The sequence below is a fragment of the Candidatus Methylomirabilota bacterium genome (assembly GCA_035764725.1).
In the GTDB taxonomy this organism is placed as follows: domain Bacteria; phylum Methylomirabilota; class Methylomirabilia; order Rokubacteriales; family CSP1-6; genus DASRWT01.
On sequence record DASTYT010000047.1, the window covers coordinates 74,168 to 92,802 of the forward strand.

Annotated in this window: 17 protein-coding genes; all 17 read right to left on the reverse strand. The window is 68.0% G+C overall.

All coding sequences use genetic code 11. The features are described 5' to 3' along the window. Positions 1-16: 16 nt before the first annotated feature. The 17 genes from VFX14_07320 to VFX14_07400 all read right to left on the reverse strand — a co-directional run bounded on the left by VFX14_07320 (position 17) and on the right by VFX14_07400 (position 18,614). The gene (locus VFX14_07320) at positions 17-391 is read right to left on the reverse strand and encodes a cyclophilin-like fold protein (protein HEU5189480.1); all 375 of its coding nucleotides are present in this window, start codon (positions 389-391) and stop codon (positions 17-19) included. Between the two features lie 21 nt (positions 392-412). Then, positions 413-1,258, reverse strand: a complete 846-nt coding sequence (locus VFX14_07325) for a PfkB family carbohydrate kinase (GenBank protein HEU5189481.1) — start codon at positions 1,256-1,258, stop codon at positions 413-415. 4 nt (positions 1,259-1,262) lie between these two features. Then, entirely contained in the window at positions 1,263-2,021 is a 759-nt protein-coding gene (locus VFX14_07330; protein ID HEU5189482.1) for a 3-oxoacyl-ACP reductase family protein, read from the reverse strand. 3 nt (positions 2,022-2,024) lie between these two features. Beyond that, entirely contained in the window at positions 2,025-3,212 is a 1,188-nt protein-coding gene (locus VFX14_07335; GenBank protein HEU5189483.1) for an acyl-CoA dehydrogenase family protein, read from the reverse strand. A gap of 1 nt (position 3,213) precedes the next feature. Then, positions 3,214-4,737, reverse strand: a complete 1,524-nt coding sequence (locus VFX14_07340) for an AMP-binding protein (protein ID HEU5189484.1) — start codon at positions 4,735-4,737, stop codon at positions 3,214-3,216. A 7-nt stretch (positions 4,738-4,744) separates the two neighbouring features. Beyond that, a complete protein-coding gene (locus VFX14_07345; protein ID HEU5189485.1) occupies positions 4,745-5,539 on the reverse strand; it encodes an ABC transporter ATP-binding protein in 795 nt (264 codons plus the stop codon). 58 nt (positions 5,540-5,597) lie between these two features. Further along, on the reverse strand, positions 5,598-6,851 hold the full coding sequence (locus VFX14_07350; GenBank protein HEU5189486.1) for an ABC transporter substrate-binding protein: 1,254 nt from the start codon (positions 6,849-6,851) through the stop codon (positions 5,598-5,600). A gap of 25 nt (positions 6,852-6,876) precedes the next feature. After that, a complete protein-coding gene (locus tag VFX14_07355) occupies positions 6,877-7,923 on the reverse strand; it encodes a branched-chain amino acid ABC transporter permease (protein ID HEU5189487.1) in 1,047 nt (348 codons plus the stop codon). Between the two features lie 63 nt (positions 7,924-7,986). Beyond that, entirely contained in the window at positions 7,987-8,883 is an 897-nt protein-coding gene (locus VFX14_07360) for a branched-chain amino acid ABC transporter permease (GenBank protein ID HEU5189488.1), read from the reverse strand. Next, a complete protein-coding gene (locus tag VFX14_07365) occupies positions 8,876-10,798 on the reverse strand; it encodes an AMP-binding protein (protein HEU5189489.1) in 1,923 nt (640 codons plus the stop codon). The genes VFX14_07360 and VFX14_07365 overlap by 8 nt, the downstream gene beginning before the upstream one ends. Position 10,799: 1 nt before the next feature. Beyond that, positions 10,800-11,588 carry an ABC transporter ATP-binding protein gene (locus tag VFX14_07370; protein ID HEU5189490.1) on the reverse strand — a complete coding sequence of 263 codons (789 nt, stop codon included), beginning with the start codon at positions 11,586-11,588 and terminating at the stop codon, positions 10,800-10,802. Continuing rightward, a complete protein-coding gene (locus tag VFX14_07375; protein HEU5189491.1) occupies positions 11,585-12,418 on the reverse strand; it encodes an ABC transporter ATP-binding protein in 834 nt (277 codons plus the stop codon). Before VFX14_07375 ends, VFX14_07370 begins: the two co-directional genes overlap by 4 nt. Positions 12,419-12,427: 9 nt before the next feature. Continuing rightward, positions 12,428-13,747 carry an ABC transporter substrate-binding protein gene (locus VFX14_07380; protein HEU5189492.1) on the reverse strand — a complete coding sequence of 440 codons (1,320 nt, stop codon included), beginning with the start codon at positions 13,745-13,747 and terminating at the stop codon, positions 12,428-12,430. 13 nt (positions 13,748-13,760) lie between these two features. Then, on the reverse strand, positions 13,761-14,837 hold the full coding sequence (locus VFX14_07385) for a branched-chain amino acid ABC transporter permease (protein ID HEU5189493.1): 1,077 nt from the start codon (positions 14,835-14,837) through the stop codon (positions 13,761-13,763). Positions 14,838-14,903: 66 nt separating this feature from the next. Then, positions 14,904-15,842: a branched-chain amino acid ABC transporter permease gene (locus VFX14_07390; protein ID HEU5189494.1), complete on the reverse strand. Its 939-nt coding sequence runs from the start codon at positions 15,840-15,842 to the stop codon at positions 14,904-14,906. Beyond that, a complete protein-coding gene (locus VFX14_07395; protein ID HEU5189495.1) occupies positions 15,835-16,623 on the reverse strand; it encodes an ABC transporter ATP-binding protein in 789 nt (262 codons plus the stop codon). Before VFX14_07395 ends, VFX14_07390 begins: the two co-directional genes overlap by 8 nt. After that, positions 16,623-18,614 (reverse strand): AMP-binding protein, encoded by a 1,992-nt coding sequence (locus tag VFX14_07400; protein HEU5189496.1) that lies wholly within the window; start codon positions 18,612-18,614, stop codon positions 16,623-16,625. Before VFX14_07400 ends, VFX14_07395 begins: the two co-directional genes overlap by 1 nt. Positions 18,615-18,635 lie beyond the last annotated feature (21 nt).

Genomic DNA, 18,635 nt, shown 5'->3' on the forward strand with positions numbered 1-18,635 from the left:
GGCCGCCCGCGGCGGCTCACGCGCGCTCGATGCGGATGGTGGTCCCGGCGGTGACCTTCTTGAACACGGTAGGGTCGCCTAGGAGCTGCCCGAACACATTGACCGCGCTCGCGGGGCGAATCTCCTGACCCCGGCTCGCCGGCGTCCGTCCGAAGAAGATGCAGAAGGCCGAGCCCGGGGGCCAGTAGCCGAGGGCGCCCATCTCCACCGTCTCCTGCGGACTCTCGGGCTTGGCCTTCACGGGAATACCGAAATAAATCTCGTCGCCCCAGGTGTCGCCGGGGATCGATAGCGGCAGCGCATCCCACACCGCCTGCGCCGTGTTCGAGTCGTCGAGAATCGCGTCGGCCTTCACCGCTCCCGCCGTGATCCGGATGCGTCGCTCGCCCATCTCGCGTTCAGTCTAGCACTGTCAACCGCCCCGCCGCCGCCGGTACTCGGCCAGGCGCGTCGTGAGGGCCGCGCGATCGAGGAGGCTCGAGGCGCCCTTGCCCTCGACCGCCGCCGCCGAGGCCACCGCCGCGGCCGCCGCGGCCTCCCAGGGATCCCCGTTGCGGTGGTATTCGGTCAGGAGCGTGGCGGCGAAGACATCGCCCGCTCCGGTGTCGTCCACTGCGGTGGCAACGTCCGGCGACACGTGATAGGGCTCGCCGTTGACGAAGAGCGTGGCGCCTCGCACCCCCGCGGTGAGGGCGCCCAGCGGCACCCGCTGCAGCCACTCCACCGCGTCTTCTCGAAAGCCCGTGACGTCCTCCTCGCTCGCCACCATGAGCTGCGCCCACGCCAGCACCGCCTCGGCCTCCTCCCACGGTTGGGCCACGATGCGGCCTCCCTGCTCGCGGCGGCGCATCCAGCCCTGGGGCAACACGCCCAGGGACGCGGCGCCGAGCGATTCGGCCAGAGCCGGGTCGACCTCGTTGATCACGGGGCAGAGCAGCGCCAGCGGCGACGCGGTCCAGTCCGGAGGCAAATCGTCGGTCTCCAGATCCGCGGCGCGGGCGCCGAGCGTCAGCGTGCGGGACGACCCCGTGCCCGTCAGGGTGAACGTCGTGCTCCTCGGGCTGTCGACCTTCGCGACCAGGATGTCCGACGGGATCGTGTCCGGGGGAAAGTCGTCGCCGAACGAAGTCAGAAGGCCCACCCGCAGTCCCAGGCGGTGGGCAGCGAGCGCGGCGTAATAGGCGGCCCCACCCGGGCGGGTGCCCCCCGACGTCACGTCGAGGGTAACGTGTCCGGCGACCACCAGATCGGGCGGCACACCCTCACACCATGGTCAGGCCGCCGGACACGGACAGGGTCTGTCCGGTCACGAAGCCCGACTCATCCGAGGCGAAGAACACCACGGCAGGGGCCAGGTCCTCGGCCGTGCCGAGGCGACCGAAGGGAATCACGCGCTTGAGGCTCTCCGCGAGCTTCGGATTACCCGCGGCCACCTCGGCGAAGAGCGGGGTGTCGGAGGGACCCGGGCACACACAGTTCACGTTGATGCGGTGCCGCGCCATCTCGCGCGCGATGGTCTTGGTGAACGCGATGATGCCGCCCTTGGCGGCCGAGTAGACGGCCTCGCCGGTCGAGCCCACGCGCCCGGCGTCGGACGCGATGTTGACGATCTTGCCCCCGCCCTGCCGCATCATCACGTCGAGCACGGCGCGCGTGCAGACGATGGGGCCCTTGAGATTCACCCGCAAGATGAGGTCCCAGTCCGACTCCGGCGACTGGACGAAGGGACCCACCTTGTCGAGCCCGGCGTTGTTGACCAGGACGTGCACGCCGCCCCAGCGGGCCGCGACCTCCGCCACCACGGCGTCGATGCGCCCCTTGTCGCTGATGTCGGCCCGCCAGGCGCCGGCCTCCCCGCCCGCCTTCGCGATGGCCTCCACCGTCTCTTTGGCGCCGGCTTCGTTCAGGTCCACCACCGCGACGCGCGCGCCTTCCGCGGCCAGCGCGAGCGCGATCCCGCGCCCGAGACCGCTGGCCGCACCCGTCACAATCGCCACCTTGCCCGCCACCCGTCCGGCCATGGATCAGAGCCTCATCTGCTTGGCGATGATCTCCTTCATGATCTCGGAGGTGCCGCCACCGATGGTCATGAGGCGATAGTCGCGGAAGAACCGCTCGATCGGGTACTCACGCATGTAGCCGTAGCCGCCGTGGAGCTGCACGCAGTCGTAGGCCACGCGCTGGGCCATGTCCGCGGTGAAGAGCTTCACCATGGAGATCTCGCGCACCGCGTCCTCGTGACCCTGGAACTTCAGGCAGGCCGCGTAGGTGAGCCAGCGCCCCGCCTCGATCAGGGTCGCCAGCTCGGCGAGCTTGTGGCGCACCACCTGCTTCTCGGACAGCGGCCCGTCGAACGCGTGGCGGCCCTGCACGTAGGCGATCGTGTCCTCGAGCGCCCGCTGGCACCCGGCCGTGCAGTGGAGCCCCGCCACCAGCCGCTCGCGCTGGAAGATGCGCATGACCTCGTAGAACCCCGTGCCCTCCTGACCCAGGAGATTCTCGGCGGGCACGCGCATGTCCTGGAAGGCGAGCTCCGCGGTGTCGGAGGCGCGCATGCCCATCTTGTCGAGCTTGCGGCTCACCGAGAGCCCGGGCGTGTCCCGCTCGACGAGGAACATCGAGATGCCCTTGTGGCGCTTGTCCCGCTCGCCATCCTTCGTATTGCTCGTCTCGCCTTCGGCTGCGCCTCGCCCTGCGAGGCGCGCGGCCACGAAATAGAGGTCCGCCATCACCCCGTTGGTGATGAACATCTTCGCGCCGTTGAGCACGTAGTAGTCGCCGTCGCGCACCGCGCGGGTCTTGATGGCGGCCACGTCGGACCCGCCACCGGGCTCGGTCACCGCGATGGCGCAGAGGTAGTGCCCCTTGCAGACCCCGGGAAGGTACTTCTCCTTCAGCGCCTCGCAGCCCGTCCAGTAGAGGTGCGGCGAGGACATGTCGTTCTGGACGCCGACCGCCATGGCGAGCGAGCCGCAGCGCGAGCGGGCCATCTCCTCGTGAATGACCGCGGAGGTGAGGAAGTCGGCGCCGGCGCCGCCGTACTTCTCGTCGTACTCGACGCCGAGGAAGCCCAGCTCGCCCATGCGCGGCCAGATCGACTTGGGGATCTGCCCCGCCCCCTCCCATTCTTCGATGTGCGGGGTGACCTCCCGGTCCACGAAGGCGCGCACCGTCTGGCGGAACATCTCGTGCTGCTCGTTGAACACCTTCACGCTAGTGTCCGTCGCCCCACTTGGACTTGACCGCCTCGCGGTCCACCGCGCCGTCCGCGCCGCGCGGCATCGCGTCCGTGAACACCACCACGTGCGGCCGCTTGAAGCGCGCGATCTTCGAGACCACGAACTCGCCCACCGACTGTGCGGAGTGGCGGGCGGCGTCCTTGACCTCCAGCACCGCCTTGATGGCCTCACCCCATCGGGGATCGGGGATGCCGTAGACGCACACGGCGGTGACCCCCGGCATCTGCATGATGACGGTTTCCACCTCGGCGGGGTACACGTTCTCGCCGCCCGGCTTGATCAGCTCTTTCTCGGGCTTCCGCTTGACGTAGTAGAGGTACCCCTCGGCGTCGAAGCGGCCCACGTCTCCCGTGTGATGCCAGCCGCCGCGGAAGGTGTAGGCGGTGACGTCCGGCTGGTCGTAGTAACCCTGGAACACCAGCGGCCCCCGCACCACGATTTCGCCGGGGCTGCCCGCGGGCACGTCACGATCGTAGTCGTCCACCACCTTCACGTGAGCGGCGGGCACCGGCTTGCCTGCCGAGCCCGGCTTGTCCACCACGCGGACGATCGACACGAAGCCCGTGGTCTCGGACTGCCCGAAGCCCGTCCAGAACTTGGCGCCGGTCGTGTCGTGAAGGCGCTGGATGGTCTGCGGCGCGTCGAGGCCGGACACGTGGTGCAGGCTCGACAGGCGGCTGCCCGCCTTCTCCGCCGCGTCGAGCAGCGTGGTGAGCACCGGGGGGAAGTCGGAGAGATAGCTCACGCGGTGGCGATCGATCAGGCGCACCGCCTCGTCCGCGTCCCAGCGCGAGACGAGCACGCTCGCCCCCCCGGCGTGGAAGGTCGCGAGGGTCCAGCCCAGCGCGGTGATGTGGAAGAGCGGCAGCGCGGCCAGATAGCGGTCGGCGGGGCCGAGGCCGGTGGCCGCCATGATGGTAAGGTTGGCCGCGAGCACATTGGTGTGGGTGAGCGCGGCGCCCCGGGGAATCACATCCACTGCCGCGGTGGAAATCACGGCGAAAATGTCATTGCTGGCCACTTCGTCGCCCGCCGGGCCGGCGCCGCCGCGGTAGAGCGTCGCGAGCGGCGCGAAGCCGGGGGCGCTGGGGGAGGAGCCGAGCAGGTACCAGTACGGGACCGTCTTCTTCTCCCCGGGCCAGCCGCCGACCACGCCGAGCGTGGAGGCGTCCGCCACCATCATCGTCGGAGCCGCGCGCTCCAGCACGCGCGCCACCTCGTCGCCGGTCAAGCGCCAGTTGATGGGGTAGGCGATGATCCCCTGCCGCGCGCAGGCGCCGTAGAGATCGAGGTACGCGAGGTCGTTCTGGGCGAGGATGCAGATGCGATCGCCCCGGCCGATGCCGAGGGCGGCGAGCCCGCCCGCGAGGGCGTCCACGCGCTCCTGGAAGGCCCGAAACGATACGGTGGTGTCGCCGTGGACGAAAGCCGGCGCGTCCCCGTGCGCGGCCGCGCCGCGCGCGATGACGTCGTAGACCGTCATACCCTGCGCGGACACGGATCCCTCAGCTCAGCCAGCGCTTGCGCCGCTTGTAGTGCTTGACGTCGCGGTAGGACTTGCGCGCGCCCACCTCGGTGAGCCCGAGGTAGAACTCCTTGATGTCGGCGTTCTCCCGGAGGGCGTCGCCGGTGCCCTCGAGCACGATGCGTCCGTTCTCCATGACGTATCCGTGGTCCGCGATCCTGAGCGCCATGGTGGCGTTCTGCTCGACGAGGAGCACGGTGAGCTTCTCCTGCTGATTCAGCCGCTGCACGATGCTGAAGATCTCCTCGACGAGCATGGGGGCCAGCCCGAGCGACGGCTCGTCGAGCAGCATCACCTTGGGCGTGGACATGAGGGCACGCCCGATCACCAGCATCTGCTGCTCGCCGCCGGAGAGATAGCCGGACTGCACGTGGCGGCGCTCCTTGAGGCGCGGGAAGTACTGATAGACGCGCTCGATCCCCTCGGCGACCTTGCCGCGGTCGCGCTGGGTGTGGGCGCCCGCGATCAGGTTCTCCTCGGTGGTGAGGTGCTCGAACACTCGCCGGCCCTCGAACACCTGGACGATCCCGCGCCCCACCACCTCGTAGGCAGGGAGGCGGTCGATGCGCTCCCCGTTGAGCTCCACCGTGCCCTTCGTCACCTCGCCCCGCTCGGTACGGAGCAGGCCGGACACCGCCTTGAGGGTGGTGGTCTTGCCGGCGCCGTTGGCGCCCAGCAGCGTGGTGATGCGTCCTTCCGCACAGCCGATGGACACGCCCTTGAGGACGAGGATCACGCTGTCGTAGATGACCTCGACGTTGTTGAGGCTCAGCATCGCGCTGTTGCGCCGGAGGGAGCGCGGGCCCCCTCCGGCGCGTCTCCGTTCTCCGCGGCTACTTGGCCGCCGCGGCCTTGATGTGCTTGGCCACCACGTCCGTGTAGGCCGAGTACCAGTCCGTCTCCTTCTCGAACTTGCCGCCCTTCACCTGCCAGATCTGGACCAGCCCGCCGCCCTCGTGGTCGGTCGGGGTGATCTTGAGCGGCGGCACCAGGCCGCCCAGGGTGAAGTTGGAGATCTTCTCGAAGCCGTTCTTCACGTCCTGGCCGGTGATCTTCCCGTCCGGCTTGGCCTTCAGCGCGTTGCGGATGGCCTCGACGTGGAGCGCGGCCACGAGGACGCCCCGGTTGTAGAACACCGTGGAGGCCATCTCCTTGGGCGCCGGCTTGCCCTGCTTCTTGTACATCTCGCGGATCTCGTTCAGCACGGGGTAGTCCTGCCCCACTCCCGCGTACTGCATCGTGTGATAGCCCTCGGCGACGCCGAAGCCGCCCGCGGCCTCGATGTTGGCCTCGGCGGAGCCCCACACGAACGAAACGACCTTCTTCAGCGGATAGCCCACGCGCTTGAACTCCTTGATCGACACCGCAGGCGCCCCGCCGAAGAGGTGGGCGATCACGTAGTCGGCGCGGAACCGCTGGGCGATGTCGAGCACCTGCGCGCCCATCTCGACGCCGGGCGGCGGCACCGCGAACTCCTTCATGGTGAACCCTTCCACCTTGGCGAGGTCCTGCAGCACGTCGATGGGCTCGCGGCCGGCCGGGTTGTCATAGAAGATGTACGCGATCTTCTTGCCCTTGAGGCTGCCGCCCAGCTGCTTCTTGGCGAAGTCCACCGCGGCCGCGCCCTGCGACCAGTACGTCGCCGCGATGGGGAAGATGTACGGATACCGTACCCCGTCGGCGGCGGCGGCGCTGCCGAAGCCGGGCGAGGTGCCGGGGATCCGGTCCTCGGTCAGCTTGGCGGCCAGCGCGTAGATCTGCGGGGTGCCGTACACCGACATCGTCACCGCGCCTTCCTTCTTGAACCGCTCGTAGGACTCGACGGCGGGCGGGACCTTGTACTCGTGATCGATCTCGAGGGCCTTGATCTTGTAGCCCTCGACGCCGCCCTTCGAGTTCACCAGGGCGATGTAGTCGTGGAATCCGGGACAGAGGATGGTGCCCACGATCTGGGTCGCCCCCGTCCGGTCGCACTGCGCGCCGAGCACGATCTCACCCTTGTACTGCTGCGCCTGGGTGGGACCCGTCGCGAGCAGGCTGCCCGTCGCCAGGGCTAGAACCGCCACGATGGCCAGGAATCGCCTCATAGACTTCTCCTTTCTTCGCGCACGCTCAGTACGCGAAAGGCCAGATGCGGAAATAGTTCCGGATGTTCCGCCACAGACGGTTGAGACCCTCGGGCTCCACGATGAGGAAGAACACGATCAGGGCCCCGAACAGCATCAGGCGGAGGTTGGGGATGAGGTTGAGCACGGTCTGCGGCGAGAACAGGACGTCCCCGAACGCCTCCATGGACAGCCGGATCACGATGGGCAGGAGGGTGACGAAGATCGCCCCGAGCACCGAGCCCAGGACCGACCCGAGCCCGCCGATGATGATCATGGCGAGGTAGTCGATGGACACGGTGATCTGGAACTGCTCGTAGTTGGCGATGCCGAGGAAGTAGGTGTAGAGCACCCCGGTCACGCCCGCGTAGAACGACGAGATCGCGAAGGCCAAGAGCTTGTACCGGAAGATGTTGATGCCGATGATCTCGGCCGCGATGTCCTGGTCGCGAATGGCGATGAAGGCGCGGCCGATGCGACTCCGCACGAGGTTCAGCGTCGCGAGGATGGCGAGGATCACGAAGAAGAGGAGGAAGAAGTACATCTGGCGCTGGCTGGAGAGAACGATCGGCCCCAGTCGGGGGCGCGGTACCTCGATGGAGGCCTGCACGCCGCCGCTGATGAACGTCACGTGGTTGATGGTCCACTCGATGATGAGCTGCCCAGCCAGGGTGGCGATGGCGAGGTAGAGGCCCTTGATCCGGAGCGAGGGGATGCCCACCACCGCGCCCACCGCCGCCGCCATGAGCCCACCGGCGAGGAGGTTGACCGGCCAGGGTGAGTCGAGCCGGGTGGCGAGGTTGGCCGCCGTGTACGCGCCGACCGACATGAACGCGCCGTGGCCGATCGACACCTGGCCCGTGTAGCCGACCAGGATGTTGAGGCCCAGGGCGCCGATGACGGCAATCCACACGAGATTGCCGATCGACAGGTAATACTCGTGCAGCGTGAGCGGCAGCACCACCACGAAGAGCACGGCGAGCGCCCCCACCGCCCAGCGCGCGATGGGCAAGGGATACAGTGCCATGTCCGCCTGGTACGTCGTCTTGAGCACGCCGCATTCGCGGTGGATCACGTCCGAGGCCACCAACGAAGCAGATGGACCGTTGTCATCGCGCTAGATCCTCTCGATGATGCGCTTGCCGAAGATGCCGTACGGCCGAATCATCAGGGCCATGATCATCAGCACGTACGGCGCGAAGTCCTTGGTGCCGCCGCCCACCATGGGATCGACGTAGCCGGCGGCGACGTTCTCGACAATCCCCACGATGAGCCCACCGATGATGGCGCCGGGGATCGAGTCGAGCCCGCCCAGGATCACCACCGGGAAGACCTTGAAGCCCACCAGGGAGAGGTTCACGTCGACCCCGAGGAGGTTACCCCAGATGATACCCCCGAGGGCGGACACGACGCCGGTCATGGCCCACGCGAGGCCGAAGTAGCGCTGGACATTGATCCCCATGGCCATGGCTACCTGCTGATTGTCAGCCACCGCGCGCATCGCGATGCCCTTCCGCGACTTGAGGAAGAACCAGCCGAACGCCGTGAGGAACAGCAGGCTCACCCCCGCGCCCACGAGCTGGATGGGCGGGATGAAGAGCGGGCCGATGACGAAGGGCTCGTCGCTGATGGGGAGCGGCAGGTTCTTCGTCCCCGCCCCGAAGAAGGTCGGCCCGACGCCGCGCAGGATGGAGGCCAGCCCGATCGTCGCCATCACGACCGCGATGACGGGCCGGCCGATGAGCTTCCGGAGCACCACCCGCTCCAGCGCGAAACCGAACCCGATCATGGCGGCGAGCCCGATGAGGATGGCCAGCCAGAGGGGCGCCCCCGCAGCGATGATGGCGAGGGCCACCACGAGGCCCGCGATCATCACGAACTCGCCCTGGGCGAAGTTCACCGCGTCCGTCGCCTTGTAGACGAGCACGAAGCCCAGGGCGATCAGCGAGTACATGAGGCCGATCAGCACCCCGTTGGAGATCAGCAGGAAGAAGAAGCCGAGCGCATCAGACATGGGCGGGTACCCGCTCCACGTCCTCGATGACCACGCGCGAGTGCACGGCGGCCTGCCGGCCGTCCTCGTAGGTGATGCTGGTCGACAGCTCCACCTCGCCCGCGCCGCCGTAGAATGCATCCACCACCGGGGCGTATTTCTCGGCCACGAATCGCCGCCGTACCTTACGGGTCCGGGTCATCTCGGCGTCGTCCGCCTCGAGGTCCTTGGTGAGGAGGAGAACGCGGCGCACCTGCGTGGACGGGGGCAGGGTCGCGTTCGCCTTGGCGACCTCGCCGACCACGAGCTCCCGCACCTCCGGCTTCTGCGAGAGGTCCATGTAGCTCGTGTAGGCGACCCCATTGCGCTCCGCCCAGCTTCCCACCGTGTTCATGTCGATGGCCACCATCGCCACCACGAAGGGTCGGCCGTTCCCGAAGCACACCGCCTCGCGGACGAAGGGGCTGTACTTGAGCTTGTTCTCGATGAACTGGGGCGCGAAGGGCGTGCCGTCTTGCATAGCGCCCACGTCCTTGGCGCGGTCGATGATCACGAGATGCCCACGGGGATCGATGAAGCCGGCGTCGCCGGTGTGGAACCACCCCTCGCTGTCGATGACCTCGCGCGTAGCCTCGTCGGCCTTGAAGTAGCCTTTGAAGATGCCCGGGCTCTTCACGAGCACCTCGCCCCGGTCGCCGATCCGGACGTCGATGCCCGGGCAGGGCCGGCCCGCACTGTTGGGATCGGCTTCGCCGTCGGGCTGCAGCGAGGCCAGGCCGGACGTTTCCGTCGATCCGTAGATCTGCTTGAGGTTCACCCCGAAGCCGCGGAAGAAGCGGAAGGTCTCCGGCCCCAGCGGGGCGCCGCCGGTGAGGCACCAGCGCGTGCGCGCAAGCCCCAGCTGGTCCCGCACCGGCCGGTACACGAAGAACTCGCCCAGCGCGTGCTTGAATCGGAGGCCCGGCGGCAAGGCCTTGCCCTCGCTCCGGAGGAGCTCGGCGGCCTCGGCGGTGCGGCGGAAGAACTCGAACACCCGCCGCTTGAGCCGGGTGGCATCGGCCGCGCGCACCTGTACCCCGGTGAGCATGTTCTCCCAGATGCGCGGGGGGGCCAGCAGCGCGGTGGGGCCCAGCTCGCGGAGGTCGCGCTGCACCGTCTCGGGGCTCTCCGGGCAATTCATGCAGAAGCCCACCGCCAGGCTCAGCACCATGCTGTAGAGGGCATCGCCGACCCAGGCCATCGGCAAATAGGCGAGGTAGTCGTCCCCGGGTCCGATCTTCTCGACATCGACGAAGGAGCGCGCCACCGCGATCACGTTGGCGTGGGTGAGCATCGCGCCCTTGGGATTGCCGGTGGTGCCCGAGGTGTAGCAGATCAGCGCGATGTCCTCCGGCCGCCCCCGCTCGACCTCGGCATCGAACGCCTTGGGCTCCTTGGCCGCGCGCTCGCGGCCCAGCGCCTGGACGTCCTCGAACGACTTCAGCCAGTCGGCCTTATAGTGCACCATGCCGCGCGGGTCGTCGTAGATTACGAGGCGGAGCTTGGGGAGTTGCTCCTTCAGGGCGAGGATCTTGTCCACCTGCTCCTGATCCTCCGCCACCACCACCGACACCTCGGCGTGGTCGAGGACGAAGGCCAGCTCCTTGGCAATTGCGTCCTGGTACACGGGTACCGAGCGGCCGCCCAGGCACATCGCGGCCATCTGCGCCCAGTAGAGCCGCGGGCGATTGTCGCCGATCACGCTGAGAGCCTCGCCACGCTGGAAGCCGAGCGCGGCGAGGCCCAGAGCAAGGTCGCGGACCTCGTCGTGATACTGGGCCCACGTGTGTGTCTGCCAGATGCCGCGATCCTTCTCGCGGATGGCGGGACGGTGGGCGAGCTCGCGGGCGTTCCGCTGCAACAGCCGCGGGAGGGTGGTGGGCTGCGTATCGGCCATGTCAGCGGCCTCCGTTTCGCGGACCCTTGGTCTCTCCGAGATAGGCCTTGATGACGCGCGGATTGGCGCGGACCTCGTCCGGCGTGCCGTCGGCGATCTTCTGCCCCATGTCGAGCACCGCCACGCGGTCCGAGATGTCCATGACCACGCCCATGTCGTGCTCGATGAGGATCACGGTGACGCCCCACTCCTCGTTGACGTCGAGGATGAAGCGCGCCATGTCCTCCTTCTCTTCCTGGTTCATGCCGCCCATCGGCTCGTCGAGGAGCAGCACCTTGGGGCGGAGGGCGAGGGCCCGTCCCAGCTCCACACGCTTCTGGAGACCGTAGGCCAGCGAGCCGGTGGGCCGCCGGCGCAGGTCCTGGATCTTGAGGAAGTCGATGATGTCCTCGACGGCCCGCCGGTGGACGACCTCTTCCTTCTGGGCGAAGCCCCAGTAGAGGACGGAGGCGAGCACGCCCGATTTCATATGAACGTGGCGGCCGAGCATGAGGTTGTCCAGCACCGTCATCCCGCGGAAGAGGGCGATGTTCTGGAAGGTCCGCCCCACCCCGCGCTCGGCGATACGGCTGGGGGCCAGCTCGGTGACGTCGGCGCCGTCGAGCACGATGCGGCCAGTATCCGGGTGATAGAAGCCGCTGATCATGTTGAGTAGCGAGGTCTTCCCTGCCCCGTTGGGCCCGATCACCGACAGGAGCTCGCCCTGCTGGACGTCGAGGCTCACGCCGCTGACGGCCTGCACGCCGCCGAATGACTTGGAGACCTCGCGGATCTCGAGCTGGGCGCTCACGAGAGCCACCGCTTCCGACGCCGGTACGATTTCACGTCCCGATAGCTGCGGCGCTGGCCGACACCGGAGAGTCCCAAGTAGAACTCCTTGATGTCCTCGTTCTCGCTGATGGTTCGGCGGTCGCCGTCGAGCACGACCCGCCCGTTTTCCATGACGTAGGCGTACTCGGCGACGCGGAGGGCCATCGCCGCGTTCTGCTCGGCGAGGAGCACCGCGACCTTCTCTTCGCGGTTGAGCCGCGCCACGATCTCGTAGATCTCGGCCACCAGCATAGGCGCCAGCCCCATTGAGGGCTCGTCGAGGAGCATGACCCGGGGACGCGCCATGAGAGCGCGCCCGATCGCCAGCATCTGCTGCTCGCCCCCGGAAATGTAACCGGCGCTGATCCCGCGCCGTTCCACGAGCCGGGGGAAGTACTCATACACCTTTTCGAGATCCTGCTTCATCGCGCGCCCACCCCCCTGGGTGTAGGCGCCGGCGAGGAGGTTCTCCTCCACGCTCAGGTGCTCGAAGACGCGGCGGCCCTCCATGACCTGCACGATGCCGCGCCGGACCACCTCGGATGGGTCGAGCTGCTGGACCGGCGCGCCCAGCAGGTCGATGCTTCCCTTGGTGACCTCCCCCCGCTCGGTGCGGAGGAGCCCGGAGATCGCCTTGAGGGTCGTGCTCTTCCCCGCGCCGTTGGCCCCGAGGAGGGCGACGATGCCCCCCTCGGGGACGGTCAGCGAGACCCCCTTCAACACGAGGATCACGTGGTCGTAGATGACCTCGACGTTGCTCACCGCGACCAGCGCGGTGGCGGTATCGGCCAGAGGCCGGGCCACGCTCATCGGGCGCCCCTACTTCTCCTTCGAACAGTCACGCATCGTGTACTTGAGGTTCTTGCCCTCGGCGATCGCGGCCTCCTCGATCATGGGCCGGACGACGTCGCGCATGGGCTGCACCCAGTCCGAGACGATGTTCCACTTCTTGCCGTCCCACTGCTGGATGAGCACCGGCCCGTTGCCCTCATGGTCCTCGCAGGCCACTTTCACCGGGTGGGTGAACCCCTTCATCCCCAGTTGCTCCAGCCGCTGGTCGGTCATGTTGAGGTTCTCGAAGCCCCAGCGCACTTCCTCGCCCGAAAGCGACTTGTTGCCGAACTTGCCCATCGCGGTCCGGATGGCCTCCACCGCGAACATCGAGTTGACGACACCGCGGTTGTAGAGGGGCTCGCCCATCGCTTCCTTCTTGCCCGCGCCCTTGCCCTTGTCGTAGACGAACTTCGCGATGTCCGCGTGCACCTTGAAATTGGTGCCGGGGGCGTGGAAGGTGGCGCCCTTGTAGCCCCGGGCGCCGTCGCCGGCGGGCACGACGTCGGAGTCGTTGGCCGACCACCAGTTCCCGATGAAGTGATCCATCTTGAACCCGATGGCCGCCGCTTCCTTCACCGCGACCTGGTTCATGACGCCCCAGCCGGACATGAAGATCCAGTCGGGGTTGAGCCGCCGCACCTGCAGCCACGTGGACTTCTGCTCCTGGCCGGGATGGTCCACGGCGAGGAGGTTCAAGTCGAAGCCGTACTTCTTGGCGAGCACCTCGAGGGTGGGGTTGGCTTCCTTGCCGTACGGGCTGTTGTGGTAGATGTGGGCGATCTTCTTGCCCTTGAGCTTCTCGAGCCCGCCCTCCTGCGCGCCGATGTAGCGGATCACCGCGGAGGCCTGGCTCCAGTACGTGGTCGGGAAGCCGAACACCCACGGGAACCACCGTCCGTCAGCGGCCGCCGCCATGCCGTAGCCCATCGAGAACACCACGACCTTGTCCACCGGCGCCTTGGGGATGAGCTGATAGGTGATGCCGGTGGAGTAGGGATTGACGAGCAGGGCGTTCTTCCCCTTGAGCCGCTCGTAGCACTCCACTCCCTGCTTGGTGTCGTACTGGGTCTCGCACTCCTCCCAGGCGAGCTTCACGCCGTTGACGCCACCGTCCCGCTCGTTGACGAGCGTCAGGTAGTCGGACATGCCGTTGGCGATGGGGATCCCGCTGGGCGCGTACGGCCCGGTGCGATAGACGAGGAGCGGGATGAAGGCGCTGCCGCCCTGCGCGAGCACGGCGCCGGCGAGCGGCCCCGCCGCGAGGGCAACGGCAACGAGGACGACCAGCATGGTTCTGAGCTTCATGGAACCCTCCCGGTTAATGAGGAAACGGCCACAGCCGCAGCTTCTCCTTGGTGATCTGCCAGAGCCGCGCGAGCCCCTGCGGCTCCACGATCAGGAAGAAGACGATGAGGCCGCCGAACACCATCAGCTCGACCTGCTTCTGCAATGCTACCGGCATGGCGAGGCCCACCGCGTGCGGCACGTTGGTGAGGAAGATCGGCACCATCACGATGAAGGCGGCCCCGAGGAAGGACCCAAGGATGCTCCCCAGGCCGCCGATGATGACCATGAACAGCACGAGGAACGAGAGGTTGATGTCGAACGCCAAGGTCTCGGCGCTACCGAGGTAGAGAAACACGTACTCGGCCCCCGCCACCCCGCAGTAGAAGGACGAGATGCCGAAGGCGAGGAGCTTGGTGCGCAGAGGCCGCACCCCGATGATCTCGGCGGCGATGTCCCGGTCGCGGATGGCCATCCACGAGCGCCCCACCCGCCCGCGCACGAGATTCTTGGCGAAGAGGGCGAAGAGCACGGCGAAGGCGAGTGCCGCCACGTACCGCGCCTGTGCCGACGCCTGGGGGCCCGTCACCATCACGCCGAAGGTGGTGTGGGGCGGCGCGGTGATGGTGCCGGACGGCGCGTAGTTGGAGAACCACGCCACCTTGTTGAAGAGCCAGACGAGGAAGAACTGGGCGGCCAGGGTGGCCACCGCCAGGTAGAAGCCCTTGATGCGGAGCGACGGGATCCCGAACACGAGCCCGACCCCCGCCGCCACCAGCCCCGCGGCCAGGAACACCACGAGGATGTTCACGTTTGGGAAGGCGGTGGAGAGCTTGAACGCGGCGTACCCGCCCACCGCCATGAAGCCACCGGTACCGAGGGAGATCTGGCCCGCGTAGCCGGTGAGGATGTTGAGTCCGAGCGCGGCGAGCGCATAGATCAGGAACGGGATCAGGATGGCCTGAAGCCAGTACTCGCTGGCCAGCGCGGTCGGGAGCACGAAGGCGGCGGCGAGCAAGGCGAGCACGACCCAGCGGTCCTGGACCACCGGGAACATGGCCTGATCGCTCGCGTAGGTCGTCTTGAACTGCCCGGCTTCGCGGTAGATCACGTCGCTCGCTCCGCTCGCGCACGCATTCTCAGATTTCGCTCGTCTCGCCTTCGGCTGCGCCTCGCACTACACTCGCTCGATGATGCGCTCGCCGAACAGGCCCTGGGGCCGGAAGACGAGGAAGACGAGGGCCAGCGCGTAGGCGAACCAGTTCTCGATCGCGCCGCCCACCAGCGGCCCCCAGTACACCTCGCCGAGCTTCTCGCCGGTGCCGATGATGAGCCCGCCCACGATGGCGCCCGGCACCGAGGTGAAGCCGCCGAGAATCAATACGGGCAGCGCCTTGAGCGCGATCAGGGACAGACTGAACTGTACGCCGCTCTTCGCGCCCCACATGATGCCGGTGGCGAGGGCAACCAGCCCCGCCACCGACCAGACCACCACCCAGATGGTCTTGAGGGGAATGCCAATGCTGAGCGCGGCCTCGTGGTCGTCGGCGACCGCGCGGAGCGCCCGTCCGATGCGCGTGCGCTGGAAGAACACCGCGAGCACGCCTACCAGCACCGCTGCGGTGCCCGCCGCCGACATCTCGAGCTTGTTGATGAGGACGCCCGCCACCTTCACCGATTCGTCGGGGATGCCCACGTCGAGCTTCTTCACGTTCGCGCCCCACAGCATCTCGCCGAAGCCCTCGAGGAAGAAGTTGAGCCCGATGGTGGCCATGAACAGGATGATGGGGGCCTGGTTGACGAGCGGGCGCAGCACCACGCGCTCGATGCCGAAGGCGAGCGCGACCATGACCGCGACGGTCAGCAGGAGGGCCAGCGCCACCGGCACGCCCTTCTCCATGAGCCCCACCAGGGTCAGGGCGGCGAACAGCACCATGACGCCCTGGGCGAAGTTGAACACGCCCGAGGCCTTGAAGATCAGGACGAAGCCCAGGGCGACCAGGGAGTACATCAGCCCGGCGGCGATCCCACCGATCAGCACCTCCACGAAGAACGCGGGCGCGCTCGCCATGTCCAGGAACGGCGCCACCAGCACCGCGTGGAGGAGGCTAAGCATGCGCCACCCCCAGGTACGCATCGATCACCGCGGAGTTCGCGCGCACCTCGTCCGGGGTCCCGTCGGCGATCTTGCGGCCGTAGTCGAGGGCGATCACGTGCTCCGAGATGTCCATGACCACGCTCATGTCGTGCTCGATGAGCGCGATGGTGGTCCCGAACTCGTCGTTGACGCCCAGGATGAAGCGGCACATGTCCTCCTTCTCCTCGAGGTTCATGCCCGCCATGGGCTCGTCGAGAAGGAGGAAGGCCGGCTCGGCGGCGAGGGCGCGCGCGAGCTCCACGCGCTTCTGCAGGCCGTAGGGCAGCCGGCCCGCGGAGGTCTTGCGAATGGCCTGGATCTCCAGGAAGTCGACGATGCGCTCGACGAAGGCCCGATGCTCGAGCTCCTGCCGCTTCGCCGGCCCCCAGTAGAGGCCCTCGAGGAGGAAGCTCCCCCGCATCTTCAGCAGGCGGCCCGTCATGATGTTGTCGAGCACGCTCATGCCCTTGAAGAGCGCCACGTTCTGAAAGGTGCGCGCGATGCCCAGCGCGGCCACGTCGTAGGGCTTGAGGTGGGTGCGGTCCTTGCCGTCGAAGCGGATGTGCCCCTCGTAGGGATGGTAGAAGCCGCTGATCACGTTGAGCAGCGTGGTCTTCCCCGCCCCGTTCGGCCCGATGATGGCGGCGATCTCGCCGCGCCCGATCGTGAGGCCCACGCCCTCCAGCGCCTGCACGGCGCCGAAGCGCACGCTGATCCCGTCCACCTCCAGCAGCGGCGCGCGGCGGACGGCCCCTCGCATCAGGCGCCCGCCACGACGGCGTCGGCGATGCGGACGTCGGCGCGGACGGTGCCGACGCGCCCGTCCTCGTAGGTGACCTGCGCCTCGACGTTGACGTGGGCCACTCCGGAGTAGAGGCCCTCGATCAGGGCCGCGTACTTCTGGGCGATGAAGCCCCGGCGCACCTTGCGCGTCCGGGTGATCTCCTGGTCGTCGGCGTCCAGCTCCTTGTGCAGGAGCAGGAACTTTCGGATCTGCGCCCCCGCCAGCTCGCCGTCCTCGGCGAGGCTCGCGTTCACGCGGCCCACCGCCTCGCGCACCAGCTCGTAGACCTCGGACTTCTGCGCCAGATCCGCATAGGACGTGTAGGCCAGGTTGCGGCGCTCGGCCCAGTTCCCCACCGCGGCGAGATCGATGTTGAGAAGGGCGACCACGAAGGGCCGCCCGTCCCCGACGCACACTGCCTCCTTGATGAAGGGCGAGAACTTGAGCTTGTTCTCGAGGTACTTCGGCGCGAAGAGCGTACCCCCGGAGAGCCGGCCCACGTCGCGCGCGCGGTCGATGATCTTGAGATGCCCATCGCGGTCGACGACGCCCGCGTCACCGGTATGCACCCAGCCGTTCTCGAGGGTCTGGGCGGTGGCCGCCTCGTTCTTGTAGTAGCCACGGAACATCCCCGGGCTCCGAAACAGCACCTCCCCGGACTCCGCGATCCGGATCTCGACCCCAGGAAGCGGCGTGCCCACGGTGTCGAGCTTCACGTCGCCGTTCCGCTGAATGGAGATCAGCGCGCTCGACTCCGTCATCCCGTAGACCTGCTTCACGTTCACCCCGAGTGAGCGGTAGAACTCGAGGAGCTCGGGCCCGATGGCCTCACCCGCGGTGTAGGCAGTACGGATCCGGCGCATCCCGAGATTATCGCGCAGCGGGCCGTAGACGAGCAGCCCGCCCAGGGGGGCCAGGAGCCGGTCGAGGAGGCCGGGCGGCCGGTGGGCGAGTCGCGCCTGCTCGATACGCCGCGCCAGCTCCAGGAACGAACGCACCATCGCACGCTTTGGCGCCCACGCGTCGTCCACGCGGATCATGACCGAGGTGAGGAGATTCTCCCAGATACGGGGCGGCGCGAAGAAGTAGGTCGGCCCGATCTCCCTGAGGTCCTGGAGCACGGTGTCCTGGCTCTCCGGACAATTGATGGCGAAGCCCACCACCACCGACTGCGCGTAGGAGAACAGGTGATCCCCCACCCAGGCCACGGGGAGGTACGCCATCACCTCTTCGTCCGACCGCAGTCCCTCGAGCACCGCCGCGTTGCGCGCGGTGAGGATGAGGTTCCGGTGCGTGAGCATGGTGCCCTTGGGCTGGCCGGTGGTGCCGGACGTGTAGCAGAAGATCGCGACGTCGTCGGCCCGCCCCGCCGCGAGCTCACGTTCGAAGTAACCGGGCTGCTCGCGGTCGAGCGCCTCGCCGCGCGCCTTGAGCTCGGTGAGGCTCAGGAGGCAGGCGTCCGTGTAGTGGCGCAGCCCGCGCGGGTCGTCGTAGATGATGTACTCGAGGCGCGGGCACTGCGCGCGGACGTGCAGGAGCTTGTCGACCTGCTCCTGATCCTCCACCACCGCGAACCGCGCCTCCGCGTGGTCCACGATGAACTGCATCTCCTTCTCGATCGAGTCCTGATACAGCGGCACGGCCACGCCGCCGAGCGCCTGCGTGGCCAGCATCGCCCAGTAGAGCGCTGGACGATTGTCACCCACGATTGCGGTCTTGTCGCCGCGGGCGAAGCCGAGCGTGGCCAGCCCCAGCGCGATCAGGCGCGCTTCCGCCAGGTACTGGCTCCAGGTGTAGGCCTGCCAGATCCCGAGGTCCTTCTCGCGCACCGCGACCTTGCCGCCGAAGCGGCGCGCATTGTCGACGACGAGCTTGGGGAAGGTGTCGAGCGAGGGGTCGAGCGCGTCAGGCGGCGCAGCAGGTGGACGGCCGCCACCCTTCGCGGCTGCGGCCGTCGCGCGTGTCATGCGTCTGCACCGTTGGAGACC

What these genes read in the sequence shown, in the direction of transcription:
- VFX14_07320 (HEU5189480.1), bottom strand. Translation starts at nt 391, where the DNA reads ATGGGCGAGCGACGCATCCGGATCACGGCGGGAGCGGTGAAGGCCGAC.
- VFX14_07330 (HEU5189482.1), bottom strand. Translation starts at nt 2,021, where the DNA reads ATGGCCGGACGGGTGGCGGGCAAGGTGGCGATTGTGACGGGTGCGGCC.
- VFX14_07345 (HEU5189485.1), bottom strand. Translation starts at nt 5,539, where the DNA reads ATGCTGAGCCTCAACAACGTCGAGGTCATCTACGACAGCGTGATCCTC.
- VFX14_07350 (HEU5189486.1), bottom strand. Translation starts at nt 6,851, where the DNA reads ATGAGGCGATTCCTGGCCATCGTGGCGGTTCTAGCCCTGGCGACGGGC.
- VFX14_07360 (HEU5189488.1), bottom strand. Translation starts at nt 8,883, where the DNA reads ATGTCTGATGCGCTCGGCTTCTTCTTCCTGCTGATCTCCAACGGGGTG.
- VFX14_07365 (HEU5189489.1), bottom strand. Translation starts at nt 10,798, where the DNA reads ATGGCCGATACGCAGCCCACCACCCTCCCGCGGCTGTTGCAGCGGAAC.
- VFX14_07375 (HEU5189491.1), bottom strand. Translation starts at nt 12,418, where the DNA reads ATGAGCGTGGCCCGGCCTCTGGCCGATACCGCCACCGCGCTGGTCGCG.
- VFX14_07380 (HEU5189492.1), bottom strand. Translation starts at nt 13,747, where the DNA reads ATGAAGCTCAGAACCATGCTGGTCGTCCTCGTTGCCGTTGCCCTCGCG.
- VFX14_07390 (HEU5189494.1), bottom strand. Translation starts at nt 15,842, where the DNA reads ATGCTTAGCCTCCTCCACGCGGTGCTGGTGGCGCCGTTCCTGGACATG.
- VFX14_07395 (HEU5189495.1), bottom strand. Translation starts at nt 16,623, where the DNA reads ATGCGAGGGGCCGTCCGCCGCGCGCCGCTGCTGGAGGTGGACGGGATC.
- VFX14_07400 (HEU5189496.1), bottom strand. Translation starts at nt 18,614, where the DNA reads ATGACACGCGCGACGGCCGCAGCCGCGAAGGGTGGCGGCCGTCCACCT.